This is a genomic window from Qipengyuania xiamenensis, assembly GCF_019711495.1.
Classification (GTDB): Bacteria; Pseudomonadota; Alphaproteobacteria; order Sphingomonadales; family Sphingomonadaceae; genus Qipengyuania; species Qipengyuania xiamenensis.
On sequence record NZ_JAIGNM010000001.1, the window covers coordinates 1,530,818 to 1,542,986 of the forward strand.

At 64.5% G+C, this 12,169-nt stretch carries 15 protein-coding genes; 7 read left to right on the top strand and 8 right to left on the bottom strand.

Features of this window, described 5'->3' with window-relative positions:
* Nucleotides 1–20: 20 nt before the first annotated feature.
* Entirely contained in the window at nt 21–341 is a 321-nt protein-coding gene (locus tag K3165_RS07770) for a WYL domain-containing protein (RefSeq protein WP_221548174.1), read from the bottom strand.
* A 67-nt stretch (nt 342–408) separates the two neighbouring features.
* Nucleotides 409–1,089: a uracil-DNA glycosylase gene (locus K3165_RS07775; RefSeq protein ID WP_221548175.1), complete on the bottom strand. Its 681-nt coding sequence runs from the start codon at nt 1,087–1,089 to the stop codon at nt 409–411.
* An 81-nt stretch (nt 1,090–1,170) separates the two neighbouring features.
* Between K3165_RS07775 and K3165_RS07780 the strand changes: the two genes are divergently transcribed.
* The 4 genes from K3165_RS07780 to K3165_RS07795 are packed head-to-tail and all read left to right on the top strand — an operon-like array spanning nt 1,171 to nt 4,194.
* The gene (locus K3165_RS07780; protein WP_221548176.1) at nt 1,171–1,791 is read left to right on the top strand and encodes a ribonuclease D; all 621 of its coding nucleotides are present in this window, start codon (nt 1,171–1,173) and stop codon (nt 1,789–1,791) included.
* Nucleotides 1,792–1,808: 17 nt separating this feature from the next.
* Complete coding sequence (lptC, locus tag K3165_RS07785) at nt 1,809–2,477, top strand: LPS export ABC transporter periplasmic protein LptC (RefSeq protein WP_221548177.1); 669 nt, start codon at nt 1,809–1,811, stop codon at nt 2,475–2,477.
* Entirely contained in the window at nt 2,477–3,028 is a 552-nt protein-coding gene (locus K3165_RS07790) for an LptA/OstA family protein (protein ID WP_221548178.1), read from the top strand. Before lptC ends, K3165_RS07790 begins: the two co-directional genes overlap by 1 nt.
* On the top strand, nt 3,028–4,194 hold the full coding sequence (locus tag K3165_RS07795) for a nucleotidyltransferase domain-containing protein (protein WP_221548179.1): 1,167 nt from the start codon (nt 3,028–3,030) through the stop codon (nt 4,192–4,194). The genes K3165_RS07790 and K3165_RS07795 overlap by 1 nt, the downstream gene beginning before the upstream one ends.
* Here the strand turns inward: K3165_RS07795 and holA are convergent.
* The 4 genes from holA to K3165_RS07815 are packed head-to-tail and all read right to left on the bottom strand — an operon-like array spanning nt 4,191 to nt 8,740.
* Nucleotides 4,191–5,234, bottom strand: a complete 1,044-nt coding sequence (gene holA, locus K3165_RS07800; protein ID WP_221548180.1) for a DNA polymerase III subunit delta — start codon at nt 5,232–5,234, stop codon at nt 4,191–4,193. The genes K3165_RS07795 and holA overlap by 4 nt on opposite strands.
* The gene (gene lptE / locus K3165_RS07805) at nt 5,231–5,716 is read right to left on the bottom strand and encodes an LPS assembly lipoprotein LptE (protein WP_221548181.1); all 486 of its coding nucleotides are present in this window, start codon (nt 5,714–5,716) and stop codon (nt 5,231–5,233) included. The genes holA and lptE overlap by 4 nt, the downstream gene beginning before the upstream one ends.
* Complete coding sequence (leuS, locus tag K3165_RS07810; RefSeq protein ID WP_221548182.1) at nt 5,716–8,229, bottom strand: leucine--tRNA ligase; 2,514 nt, start codon at nt 8,227–8,229, stop codon at nt 5,716–5,718. The genes lptE and leuS overlap by 1 nt, the downstream gene beginning before the upstream one ends.
* A gap of 58 nt (nt 8,230–8,287) precedes the next feature.
* Complete coding sequence (locus K3165_RS07815; protein ID WP_221548183.1) at nt 8,288–8,740, bottom strand: DUF3576 domain-containing protein; 453 nt, start codon at nt 8,738–8,740, stop codon at nt 8,288–8,290.
* 317 nt (nt 8,741–9,057) lie between these two features.
* Between K3165_RS07815 and K3165_RS07820 the strand changes: the two genes are divergently transcribed.
* Both K3165_RS07820 and phbB read left to right on the top strand, forming a co-directional pair.
* Complete coding sequence (locus tag K3165_RS07820) at nt 9,058–9,825, top strand: hypothetical protein (RefSeq protein WP_221548184.1); 768 nt, start codon at nt 9,058–9,060, stop codon at nt 9,823–9,825.
* Nucleotides 9,826–9,960: 135 nt separating this feature from the next.
* Nucleotides 9,961–10,686 carry an acetoacetyl-CoA reductase gene (gene phbB, locus K3165_RS07825; protein WP_221548377.1) on the top strand — a complete coding sequence of 242 codons (726 nt, stop codon included), beginning with the start codon at nt 9,961–9,963 and terminating at the stop codon, nt 10,684–10,686.
* 12 nt (nt 10,687–10,698) lie between these two features.
* On the opposite strand, the gene K3165_RS07830 is transcribed toward phbB, so the two are convergent.
* The gene (locus tag K3165_RS07830; protein ID WP_221548185.1) at nt 10,699–11,463 is read right to left on the bottom strand and encodes a helix-turn-helix domain-containing protein; all 765 of its coding nucleotides are present in this window, start codon (nt 11,461–11,463) and stop codon (nt 10,699–10,701) included.
* 152 nt (nt 11,464–11,615) lie between these two features.
* Here K3165_RS07830 and K3165_RS07835 point away from each other — a divergent pair, with 152 nt between their 5' ends.
* On the top strand, nt 11,616–11,915 hold the full coding sequence (locus tag K3165_RS07835; RefSeq protein ID WP_221429760.1) for a ribbon-helix-helix domain-containing protein: 300 nt from the start codon (nt 11,616–11,618) through the stop codon (nt 11,913–11,915).
* On the opposite strand, the gene K3165_RS07840 is transcribed toward K3165_RS07835, so the two are convergent.
* The gene (locus K3165_RS07840) at nt 11,912–12,136 is read right to left on the bottom strand and encodes a hypothetical protein (RefSeq protein ID WP_221548186.1); all 225 of its coding nucleotides are present in this window, start codon (nt 12,134–12,136) and stop codon (nt 11,912–11,914) included. The two genes, K3165_RS07835 and K3165_RS07840, sit on opposite strands and share 4 nt — an antisense overlap.
* Nucleotides 12,137–12,169 lie beyond the last annotated feature (33 nt).

The window sequence follows — 12,169 nt, forward strand, 5'->3', positions numbered from 1 at the left end:
TCAGGTAGGCGGGCCGGGCCTTAGTCGAGGCTGGCGATTACGCGGTCGTCTTCACGCGCCGGCAGGCAGGCTTCCGGTGGCAGTGGTTCGAAAGTCTCTTCGGTGAGGCTGACCTGCGACAGTCCGTCGATCTTGAAATAGCCGAGCGCGGGAGCCTCGTCGACGCGGCGGCTCTTGTTGGGATTCACCGATCCCAGGTAGAAGGCATCGTTGCGCAAAACGATCTGATGCGGGGCCAGCGTCAGCGTGCTGGAATTGTAGACCGCGCTGATCATGAGCCGCTTGCGCATCGCTTCGGCCAGCACGGCCTGCACGAAGTTGAAAGTTGATTCATGTTGCATTGCAGCATGCACAGCGCATCCGGACCGCAATTGCAACCGAAAATGTGAACGGTCACACTCCGCCCGCTCAGACGGACCAGTCGATTGCCCCGCGTCCATTTGCCTCGAGGAAGCTGTTTGACCGGCTGAAAGGCTTCGAGCCGAAGAAGCCGCGATAGGCGGACAGCGGGCTTGGGTGAGGAGTCTCGATGAGGTGATGCCGCCCGTCGCGAAGCCCCGCGATCCGCTTCGCCTTAGCCTGCGCATGGCTGCCCCAGAGGATGAAGACCGATGGCTCGCGGCGTGCCGCCACTGCCGATACGCAGGCATCGGTCACCGCGTCCCAGCCGCGCCCGGCATGGCTGCCCGCCTGCCCCGCCTCGACTGTCAGCGTATTGTTGAGCAGCAGCACGCCCTGCCGCGCCCACTTGCTAAGGTCGCCATGGACAGGCGCTTCGATACCGAGGTCGGCCTCAAGCTCCTTGTAGATGTTGCGCAGCGACGGCGGCACTTTCACGCCTTCCGGCACGGAGAAACTGAGCCCCATCGCCTGCCCGGGCCCGTGGTAGGGATCCTGCCCGAGGATCACGACCTTCACCGCGTCGAGCGGTGTGAGCTCCAGCGCCTTCAGCCGGCTCCCGCGCGGCGGATAGACCGTCTTGCCCGCATCCTCCTCCGCACGCAGCCAACCGCCCAGCTGGCGTGCTTCCTCGCTCGCCAACACAGGCTCGAGGACGCTCTTCCAGGCTGGAGGTATGCTTTCGCTCATGCGCGGCATTCTGGACCGGCAGCGCGCAGGCGACCAGAGGCCCCTTCCCTCCTATCCACGATGCGCCTAAGGCCCTTGGCCATGGCAGTGCATTTCCACGAAGAAGACCTTCCCGAAGGCGTCCTCGCCGATGGCCCGGTGGCCGTCGATACCGAAACCATGGGTCTGATCACGATCCGCGACCGGCTGTGCGTCGTGCAGATCAGCGACGGCAATGGCGACGAGCATCTCGTGCGCTTCGGCCCCGAGAGCACCTATGACGCGCCCAACCTCAAGGCGGTCCTCGCCGATCCGGAGCGATTGAAGCTGTTCCACTTCGCGCGCTTCGACCTGGCAGCGATCGAATACTACCTCGGGGTCACCGCCGCGCCGTGCTATTGCACCAAGATCGCTAGCAAGCTGGTGCGCACCTACACCGACCGCCATGGCCTCAAGAACCTCGTCGAGGAACTGCTGGGCGAGAACATCTCAAAGGCTCAGCAGTCGTCCGACTGGGGCGGCCCGGAACTCAACCAGGCACAGCGCGAATATGCGGCCAGCGACGTGCGCTTCCTCCACCGGATGAAGGAAGAACTCGACCGCAGGCTGGAACGCGAAGGTCGCACGGAACTTGCGCAGGCCTGCTTCGATTTCCTTCCTGCACGCGCCCATCTCGACATCCTGGGATGGCAGGATCACGATATATTCAGCCATATGGGCTGATGGAGCGTTAGGTCGTCATGGTATTTCGCAAGCGCAGGATCGAAACGCAGGAGGCGCAGCAGCTACGCTCGCGCCGCCAGCATTTCGCTGCGCCGGGCGGAAGCCATGACAAGCTGGTCAAGTTCCTCGCCCGCACCCTGCCGATGGGCGTGGGCGTCGTCGCCGCGCTGATGGTGATCACACCGCTGAGCCCGCGCGGCGAGATCAGCTTCCTGCTCGACCGGAATGAAGTGGCCGTGATCACCGAACGTCTGCGCGTCGACAATGCGCTCTACCGCGGGCAGGACGAGCAGGGACGGCCCTTCTCGCTCACCGCCGGTGAAGCGGTCCAGAAATCGAGCGCGGAAGGCATCGTGCGTATGGACGATCTCGTCGCGCGCATGCTGATGAACGACGGCCCCGCACGCGTCGAAGCGCCAGGCGGCCAATATGACATCAACGAGGAAGTGGTCGCGATCAACGGGACCATGCGCATGGAAGCCGCAGACGGCTATCGCATGCGCGCGAGCGGCGTATCGCTCGACCTCGAGGAAAAGACATTGGTCGGTTCCGGCGGAGTGGAAGGGGCAATCCCCGCCGGCACATTCAGCGCCAACCGCCTGACTGCCGATCTCAACGAACGTCGGATTACCCTGTCGGGCCGGGCGCGCCTCCAGATGGAGCCCGGAAAGCTGAGGATGCCGTGATGACGAACCAGATTCCCACCATGATCAAGAGCGCCGCCGCCGGCTTCGCGCTGACCGCGGCCGCACTAGGCGGCATCCAGCTGTCCGCGCAGGCCATCGCAAGCCATAATTCGAATGCGCCGGTGTCCTATGCGGCCGACCGGATCGAGCTGCAGGACAAGCAGAACCGCGTGGTCCTGTCGGGCAATGTGCAGATCACGCAGGCCGGCCTCAACCTCAATGCGGCGCGCACCATCGTAAACTATTCGGATGCCGGCAGCCTCAGCATCCAGCGGATCATGGCCACCGGCGGCGTCAGCGTGACGCGCGGCAACGAGCGCGCGCAGGGCGATACGGCGGTCTATGACTTCAACCGCCGCGTCATCACCATGGCGGGCAATGTGCGCCTGAACCGGGGCGGCGATACGCTCAATGGCGGACGCCTCGTGATCGATCTTGCGAGCGGGGTGTCGAGCATCGACGGTCGCTCGAGCGGCTCTTCCTCGGTCACGGGTGAAGGCAATTCGGGCGATGGCCGGGTCACGGGCACCTTCTCCGTTCCCGAGAACTGATGACCGGAACGGGCCAGCGCGCCCGGATCGGGCGGGCGCTTCTGGCGCTGTGCGGGCACCGTGCCAACGAAACCGGTGAGCTTTCGGATACCGACTGGCAGGCGCTCGATCGACTGGCGGACCAGCACCGGCTGAGACCCTTCCTGCATGGCCGCACCACCCGCAAAGAGATTGGCGCCGCACCACAAGCTATCCGCGAGAACTGGCGCGAGGCGCATCGCAACAATGCCATCGCGGTACTCGCACAACGACGCGCCCTCTTGCAGGCAGTAGCCACGCTCTCCGGAGCCGGCATCGGAGCGGTCGCGCTAAAGGGTTCGGCACTCGCATGGACCGTCTGGCCCGCCCCCTCGGAACGCGAGATGCGCGATATCGACCTCCTGGTAGCCGAGGACAACGCGCCAACCGCCTATGAGGCCCTGCGCAGTGCCGGATGGAAGGCGCCAGAACTGTCGGCGGGTGAATTGGCCAAATTCGCCTCGAGCGAGACCCACCTGCCCCCCCTTTATTCGCCCGAGGCAGTGATGTGCGAGCTGCACGCCCGCGTCTGGGGCAATGCTCCGCTGCCCGGGTCATCCATGCCCCTGGGCGACGAAGCCGGTCTCCTCGGCCGTGCCCGCTACGAGCAATCTCTTGGCGCTGCGGTCCCGGCCACGTCCGATATGCTTGCCCATCTCGTCGTGCATGCCGCCTGTTCGCACCTGCTCAATGTCGGCCCCATGGCGCTGGTCGACATCGATCTCCTGTGCAAGCGCAGGGCCATCGACTGGAAGGCGTTCTGGGAGCGGGCCGAAAGAAACGGATACGATCGCCCTGCCGCATTGGTCTTCGCGCTGGTCGAGCGCTGGCAAACTCCGGCATTCCTCGAAACCAGCCAGTGTCCACACGAGATCGAAGCCGACCTTCTCGACGGGGCCGAACTGCTGCTCGTGCAGGATCTCGCAGCGCGAAAGGACATCAACGCGATAGCATCCTTGTCGTCCGGCATTCTGGGCGGAAGGATGGGCCAGCACCCCCTCGACCGGGCAGAGGGTCCGATCTCGCTCGCCGGAAGGGTGAAGCAGGTCGCCAGCCGCGCCTTCTCGGTAGGGCGCAGCATGCTGTCACCCGAGACGCGCCGAGACGGGCTAGCCACCGCGAAACTCCAGAAATGGATGGAAGGTTAGCGGCGCCCTGCGCCGGCGACGCGCGCGATGCCCGTGAGACCTTGGGCCAACAGCAGTTCGGATGACTGGCTATTGGTCAGCAATTCGCGGTGCAGTTCGGTGAGGCGCAGCGTCAGCCGGTCGAGCTTGGGACCGCGCCAGCGCTGGACCTGCTCGGCGATCTCGCGCTCTTCCTTCCAGAAGATGCCGAGCCGCGCCTTCTCTCCCTTGTCGAGATCCTGGTAGCGACGATTGCCCAGCGCCGCCGAAATCCGTGCCAGCTGTGCTGCGCGCCGCTCTACCGCGAGAAGCGTACCGACCGGATTGAGGCCGACCTGCTTCATCCGCGCAATCTCGGCCGCGACCTTGGGGCCCTGTCCCGCGAGTACGGCATTCACGAGGCTGGCGAAGCCGTCTTCCTCGGTCGCCGCGCCGATTGCGTCGAGGTCTTCCATCGTACCGGGCCGCGGCGATTGCGGGCTGGCATCGAGATAGGTGGCAAGCTTCGTCACCTCGCTCTGCGCGAGGCGTACGTCGAGACCGGCGGCGCGAGCAATGCGCTCTGCAACCGACCCGTCGAGGCGAACGCCGACGGCATCGCCCATGCCGCGCACGCTCTGCGTCACCGAGCGCAGGTCGGGCGGGTAGAACATCGCCACCACCGCATCCTTGCGCTTCTCCAGAAGCTTGGCGGTGCGCGACTTGTCGGTGGCCGAGGTGGCGACGACGATGACCGGACAGGCCTCGCCCGCGCCCATGTCCCCGGTTTCGAGCAGCGTCTTCAGCGCTTCGTGAGCCTCGTCACCGGCAACGCGCGACCAGATGTGGCGCTTGTCTCCGAAGAGCGAGGTCGAACGCGCTTCATCACCAAGCTTCGCCGGATCCGCGCGCAGTTCCGCGCCGGGAATCTCGACCCTCTCGCCGGGGTCGGGGAGCATGGCGACGATGTCGTTCGCAGCGGCGCTCGCGCCTGCCTCGTCCTGTCCGCAAAAGAAGAAGACCTTGCAGGTCTCCGCCGCACCGCGCGCCTTGGCAGCGAAGTCGCGTCCGGTAAGTTTCACTGGTCCCGCAGCGTCAGCGCGACGCGGGTCACGATACGATCGGCGATTTCGACCGAGAGGTTTTCGAGCGCGGTCTGTTCGGCTGCGATGGTCGCATATTCGCTCGACACCACGTCGATACCCGCGTCGGTCCCCTCGGTCGCATCGAGCAGGATGTCACCGGTTGCGGCATCGACCAACTGGTAGCGCGCGCGCAGCGTACGGCGCTCGCGGCTGACGGTATCGTCGGCGAGGACCGCCAGACCTTCAAGGCTGTCGTCCAGCCGGACATCGAGGCGGTAGCGCGGGCTTGCAACGCCGGCCGCACCCAGCTTGTCGACCAGGGCATTGCGCACCAGCCATCCGGCCTTGCCCGCAATCGGCGGCACATCGACCGCTGCCAGCCCCTGAGCCACCTCGCCGCTGCCGCCGCCTGCATACATGGGCGAAAGCCCGCATGCGGAGAGCGAAAGGGCGGAAGCGAGGGTCAGGAAAATACGCATCAGGTGACGATATTGACCAATCTGTCGGGCACCACAATGACCTTGCGCACTTCTGCACCGTCGAGCGAGCGCTGCACCTTCTCGGATGCCAGCGCCATGGCTTCGAGGTCTTCCTTCGACGCACCCTTGGGAGCGGTGAGCGTGTCGCGCAGCTTGCCCTTGTGCTGGACGGCGATGGTAACCTCGTCCTCGACCAGCAGCGCCGGATCGACTTCGGGCCAAGCGGCATCGGCCACCATCCCGCTCTCGCCAAGGCCGGCCCATGCCTCTTCGGCTAGGTGCGGCATCATCGGGGCGACAAGCTGGACCAGGCTGCGGATCGCGTGGCTGCGGCTTGCGGAAGGCGCCGCCTTCTCGACCGCACCGGTGAGTTCGTAAATGCGCGCGACGGCCTTGTTGAAGCCCAGCGCCTCGATATCCTCGGCGACGGCCGCGACGGTCTGGTGAGTCTTGCGGTCCAGCGCCTTGTCGTCACCCTCAGCGCCAGCGTCGTGGGCTGAGAACAGGCGCCACAGGCGGTGGACGAAGCGAGAGCAGCCTTCGATACCGGCTTCCGACCACGGCAGGTCGCGCTCGGGCGGGCTGTCGGAGAGCATGAACCAGCGCACCGCGTCAGCGCCGTAAGTGTCGATGATGGTGTCGGGGTCGACGACGTTTTTCTTCGACTTCGACATCTTGATGACGCGGCCGATCTCGACCGGCTTGCCGTCAGCGGTCAGCGTCGCGCCATCGGCAGAGCGTTCCACCTCGTCGGGCGAGAAATAGACCGGCTTGCCGTCCCCTGCACGGCTGTAGGTCTCGTGCGTGACCATGCCCTGTGTGAACAGCGAGGCGAAGGGCTCCTTCACGTCGATCTGTCCCATGTGCGCGAGCGCGCGGGTCCAGAAACGGGCGTAGAGCAGGTGCAGGATCGCGTGCTCGATGCCGCCGATATACTGTTCGACCGGCATCCACTTGGCGACTTCCGCAGCGTCGAAGGGCTTGTCGGCAGGCTGGCTGGCAAAGCGCAGGAAATACCACGAGCTGTCGACGAAGGTGTCGAGCGTGTCTGTCTCGCGCTCGGCCTTGCCGCCGCATTTGGGGCAGTCGACATGCTTCCATGTCGCGTGGCGCAGCAGCGGGTTGCCCGGTGTCTGGAAGTCGACATCCTCGGGCAGCGTAATCGGCAGGCTATCCTTGGGCGCAGGCACCACGCCGCAGGCATCGCAATGGATGAAGGGGATCGGAGTGCCCCAGTAACGCTGACGCGAAACGCCCCAATCGCGCAGGCGCCAGACGGTCTTGCCGGTCCCGCGGCCCTGTTCCTCGATGCGGCGGATGATTTCGCGCTTGGCGTCTTCGACTTCCATGCCGTCGAGGAAATCGGAGTTGACGATCACACCGTCGCCAGCCTCGGCCTCGCCATCGAAACCCTTGCCCGCCTCGTCCACGCTCGATGCAACGACGCGCGGGATCGGGAGACCGTACTTGGTCGCAAATTCGAAGTCGCGCTGGTCGTGGCCCGGAACCGCCATGATGGCGCCGGTGCCGTAATCCATCAGCACGAAGTTCGCGATGTAAACGGGCAGCTCCGCGCCGGTGAACGGGTGCTTGGCGGTGATGCCGGTGTCGAATCCGAGCTTCTCGGCGGTTTCGAGTTCGGCAGCGGTGGTGCCGCCCTTCTTGCACTCGGCGATGAAGGCGCGTGCCTCGTCACTGTCGATGCCTTGCGCAACCGGATGGTCACCGGCGACCGCAACAAAGCTCGCCCCGAAGATCGTGTCCGGACGCGTGGTGTAGACCGGCAGCCTCTCGCCGTTCGAGAGGTCGAAGCTGAATTCGAGACCCTTGGACTTGCCGATCCAGTTTTCCTGCATCAGCCGGACCTTGTCGGGCCAGTTCTCGAGGCTGCCCAACCCCTCGAGCAGTTCCTCTGCGAAGTCGGTGATCTTGAGGAACCACTGGTTCAATTTGCGCTTCTCGACTTCCGCGCCCGAGCGCCAGCCTTTGCCGTCGATCACCTGCTCGTTGGCGAGCACGGTCATGTCGACCGGGTCCCAATTGACCTCGCTTTCCTTGCGATAGACGAGGCCAGCTTCGTAGAGGTCGATAAAGAGCGCCTGTTCGTGGCCGTAATACTCGGGCTCGCAGGTCGCCAGTTCGCGGCTCCAGTCGAGCGCGAAGCCGAGGCGCTTCAGTTGGGCCTTCATGTGTTCGATATTGTCGCGGGTCCAGCCGCCCGGGTGCACGCCCTTTTCCATCGCGGCGTTTTCGGCCGGCATGCCGAAAGCGTCCCAGCCCATCGGGTGGAGGACTTCGTGACCGGTCGCCTTCTTGTAGCGCGCGAGCACGTCGCCCATCGTGTAATTGCGCACGTGGCCGATGTGGATGCGCCCGCTTGGATAGGGGAACATCTCGAGCACGTAGCTCTTGGGCTTGGGAGAATCGCTGTCGGCGCGGAAAGTCTGCGCCTCGTCCCACGCGGACTGCCAGCGAGCATCGGCCGAAGCCGGATCGAAACGGGTGTCACTCATGTGGATGCCTGTAAGGATTTCAGGCGCGAATGGAACCCGCTTCGCGCGGGGCAGGCGCCTAGTCTTCGGCGATCGCCTGGCGGCGCAGTTCGCGGGCCTTGGTCAGGATGATGTCTTCCAGCTTCTGGACCGTGGCGGCCTGGACCGGGGCGTCGACCCAGTTACCGGCCTGGTTGACCTGGCGGCTGGCAGCGACACGCAGCGCATCGGCGCGCAGGTCGGTGTCGAGGATGGTAACGGTCATCTTGACCCGCTCGCCCGCGTTGCCCGGGTTGGCATACCAGTCGGTCACGATCACGCCGCCGGCGCTGTCGGCCTGGAGCAGCGGAGCGAAGCTGACCGTCTCCAGCGAAGCACGCCAGAGGTAGGAATTCACGCCGATGGTCGAAACCTGGGCGGCGGCAAGGTCCGCACGCGGACGATCGTTGCTGCCACATGCCGCAAGCCCGAGACTGGCCAGCGCAACGGCGGCGACGGCGAGGGGGCGATTGAGATTACGGATTGCGGTCATGAACGGTCCTTGGATCCTTTAGGTGCTGCGGCTCTATAAAGCCTCGGCGCACAGGGGCAAGTTCTGCCTGTGCGCAGGACCGGCATAGACGCCTGCGGCGCGTGAACCATCGCTTAATCACGAGCCGCATGTGTGCCGCAAGCAACACCTTGAGGTCTATCGGGATACGCCCTGTGGAAAAGCTTCCATTCGTCGCACGTGGGGCGTAGGGTAACGCACTGGTTCGGAGTCGTTTTCACTCCATTCTGGAACCATTAATCCGGCAGTCGCCTTAATCAGGTGATCGATCCGGCAAGAACTGGGGAAGAGGCACACCAATGGGCAAGACGCTGCACAGCAAGGGCAAGGGACGGTTCGCGCCGGCCGTGCTGGCTGTTGCCGGTCTCGCTTTCGCCATGCCCGCAGCGGTTCTCGCCGTGAGTTCGCCTGCCGAGACCACGGTTGCCGAATCCATCGAATTCCTGCCCTTCACGCCTGCCGGGGCTGACCCGCAGCTGGCGCGCAGGGTTGCCGAAGTCATCGGCGAAGACGCACTCCGCTTCACTCCGGCAAGCAAGCCGCGCGTGACCGGTGAGCGCACCGTCAATTTCGCCGTTCGCGTTGACGATGCGACCGCACGATCCATTTCGGGCCGCAGCGCGCCCGACGCCGTCACTCTTGCGATGCCCGAAGCGGTCAGCCCGATCGCCGGTACGCGCTACAACCTCGGAATTGCGCGCGGCTTCCAGAGCTTCGCTCAGCCGACCCGCACGTCGCCTTCGGTGGCAGCAGGCGTCCGCGACAGTGTTCGCGACATCGCCATGCCCGACCTGTCGACTTTCGACAGCGGCGAAGATCGCAGCAAGCCGAGCCGTTTCCAGTCGCGAATCGCTCTCGAGCAGCGCGACCGCGCCGGCAGCACCCCGCGCACAATCCAGGGCGCTGGTTCGCAGCAGGTCGACTTGGGCGGTTCCTATCGCCTGAGCCGCAACCTCGACGTGACCGCGGGTGTCCGCCTGTCGCAGGAACGCGACCGTCTCACCCCGCTTACCGACGGGGTCGAGGATGACCAGGCCGTCTACGTCGGAACGCAGATCCGCTTCTGATCCGGCCCACCAGACGGCCTCTTACAACACGAATACGATTGTCCGGCTTTCTGTCGGCGTAATTGCCTTTGCGCCGTCACAATTTGGCGCATAGGGTCAGGCCATTCCGTAACGGAAAGCTTGGGAGAATCGATTATGGGCCGTGTTGCCATCGTCACCGGAGGAACCCGCGGGATCGGCCGCGCCATTTGCGAACGCCTGCGGGACGAACGCGATTGCACGGTCATTGCCAATTATGCGGGCAATGACGAGGCGGCCCACAAGTTCACCGAGGAAACCGGCATCCCGACAGTCAAGTTCGACGTCGGAGATTTCGATGCGGTGCAGGCGGCGTGCAAGCAGGTCGAGGAAGAGCACGGCCCGATCGAGATCGTGGTCAACAATGCCGGCATCACGCGCGACGGCACACTTCTGAAGATGAGCTACGAGGACTGGGATGCGGTCATGCGCACCAACCTCGGCGGTTGCTTCAACATGGCCAAGGCGACCTTCGCCGGCATGAAGGAGCGCGGCTGGGGCCGGATCGTCAATATCGGCTCGATCAACGGGCAGGCGGGCCAGTACGGCCAGGTCAACTATGCCGCTGCGAAGAGCGGCATCCACGGTTTCACCAAGGCGCTTGCGCAGGAAGGCGCGCGCTTCGGCATCACCGTGAATGCCATCGCTCCGGGCTACATCGACACCGACATGGTGGCCGCCGTGCCTGAGCCGGTGCTCGAAAAGATCGTCGCCAAGATTCCGGTCGGCCGCCTCGGCAAGGCCAGCGAAATCGCCCGCGGCGTCAGCTTCCTCGTGTCGGAACATGGCGAATTCGTCACCGGCTCGACCATGAGCATCAACGGCGGCCAGCACATGTATTGAGGCTGTGGTCGGTCAATCGATGAGATAGCCGACCACCCTCCATTTCCCGTGCTCTTCTTCGAGCGTGACGGTTTCGATCGCCTTTTCGCGGTTCTCGAAACGCGTCTCGAAGCGCACGATGGCCTGATCGAGGCGCTCTATTCTATCGGCATCAGTCTGCACGAGTCCCACGGTGAGCGTGGTGCGTTCCCTCACCTCACCCAAGGGCACCCGCGCAGCCTCTGACGCCTCGCGCCAGGTAGTCGCAGTATTGGGGTCACGGAAGGTACGCCCGGCCTCGGCAAAGCTGGCGTCCCAGTCTCCCGCATCGACGAGGGAGAGCCATTCGAGGGCCTCGGCCTCGAACCTTTCGGCATGTGCGGTTTCCAAGGCGGTGGCGGGATCACCGAACGGGCGGTCGGTTTCGCTCTGCCCTCCAAGGGCGAGTGCGGCGGCGAGTGCGATAGTCAGCATGAGTGCGATTCCTCCAATCCAGGCGGTCCGGGAATGGACCGGCTTCGAATGATCGGAAGGATCGGAAGGCGGGCCGGGTCTGGCACTCCCCAATTCCTTGCCCGCAAGATTTTCGGGTGCAGTTCCCTCTTGCTCGAACACCAGCCGGGCGGCTTCGCGGCTGCTGGTCACGCCAAGCTTGCGGCGTGCCGAGCGAAGGCGGTCGTTGATGGTGTGGACCGAGAGCGAAAGCTCCCTGGCCATCGACTTCGCGTCATGCCCGCGGACCATCAGGCGAAGGGTCTCCCTTTCCTTCTCCGTCAGTGCGTCATAGCCTTGGTCCATGGCCCAAACGTCTAGAAAGCGATCCGGCGGCTCGCCACCCCAAAAAATTCGTGGCGTATTTCAATGGTCGGGAGAAGAAAGGACGCTGGTCGACTCGGCAGGTCTATCAAATGATAATGCATGCCGATTCGAAGGCAGTTAGGGCGCCCCGCATGACGACCCCTTATCACCCTCCGCGCAAGTATTCGGTTCGCATCGACGGCCACCGCACATCGGTCAGCCTCGAGCCGATTTTCTGGGACCTGCTGCGCTCGGCGGCCGCCCGGCGCGGCGTTGCGGTGAACACGCTGGTCGCAACGATCGACGCGGAACGTATCCGCAGCGAGACGCCTCCCGGCCTGGCCGGCGCCATCCGCGTCTGGCTCGCGAGCCACGAAATGGTCTCCAGGCACGAAATGAGCGGCGGAATCGCTCCCGCCGCTCTTTCGAATGGTGTCGCCGAAGAGGCTTAGTACTTGGCCGTTGCGTCGCTCGCCGGATAGGTTTCGTCGAGCGCTTCGTCGGTCTTGCTCATCTTGTCGTGCGTAGTGGTCGATTCCGAACCGGCATTGCGGAACTGGCCTTCGGGTTCGCCGCTGGCAAAGGCCACGCCGTTCTCGTCGACGCGGTTCTTCTCGTAATAGCGATAGCCGAAGTAGCCGAGGGCACCGAGTGCTGCGAGCTTGAGGATCATGGGTCGTTCCTTTCGTAATATACTTGCCCAACA

Coding starts and splice junctions, on each gene's coding strand:
- K3165_RS07770 (WP_221548174.1), bottom strand. CDS start 341: ATGCAACATGAATCAACTTTCAACTTCGTGCAGGCCGTGCTGGCCGAA.
- K3165_RS07775 (WP_221548175.1), bottom strand. CDS start 1,089: ATGAGCGAAAGCATACCTCCAGCCTGGAAGAGCGTCCTCGAGCCTGTG.
- K3165_RS07780 (WP_221548176.1), top strand. CDS start 1,171: ATGGCAGTGCATTTCCACGAAGAAGACCTTCCCGAAGGCGTCCTCGCC.
- lptC (WP_221548177.1), top strand. CDS start 1,809: ATGGTATTTCGCAAGCGCAGGATCGAAACGCAGGAGGCGCAGCAGCTA.
- K3165_RS07790 (WP_221548178.1), top strand. CDS start 2,477: ATGACGAACCAGATTCCCACCATGATCAAGAGCGCCGCCGCCGGCTTC.
- K3165_RS07795 (WP_221548179.1), top strand. CDS start 3,028: ATGACCGGAACGGGCCAGCGCGCCCGGATCGGGCGGGCGCTTCTGGCG.
- lptE (WP_221548181.1), bottom strand. CDS start 5,716: ATGCGTATTTTCCTGACCCTCGCTTCCGCCCTTTCGCTCTCCGCATGC.
- leuS (WP_221548182.1), bottom strand. CDS start 8,229: ATGAGTGACACCCGTTTCGATCCGGCTTCGGCCGATGCTCGCTGGCAG.
- K3165_RS07815 (WP_221548183.1), bottom strand. CDS start 8,740: ATGACCGCAATCCGTAATCTCAATCGCCCCCTCGCCGTCGCCGCCGTT.
- K3165_RS07820 (WP_221548184.1), top strand. CDS start 9,058: ATGGGCAAGACGCTGCACAGCAAGGGCAAGGGACGGTTCGCGCCGGCC.
- phbB (WP_221548377.1), top strand. CDS start 9,961: ATGGGCCGTGTTGCCATCGTCACCGGAGGAACCCGCGGGATCGGCCGC.
- K3165_RS07830 (WP_221548185.1), bottom strand. CDS start 11,463: ATGGACCAAGGCTATGACGCACTGACGGAGAAGGAAAGGGAGACCCTT.
- K3165_RS07835 (WP_221429760.1), top strand. CDS start 11,616: ATGACGACCCCTTATCACCCTCCGCGCAAGTATTCGGTTCGCATCGAC.
- K3165_RS07840 (WP_221548186.1), bottom strand. CDS start 12,136: ATGATCCTCAAGCTCGCAGCACTCGGTGCCCTCGGCTACTTCGGCTAT.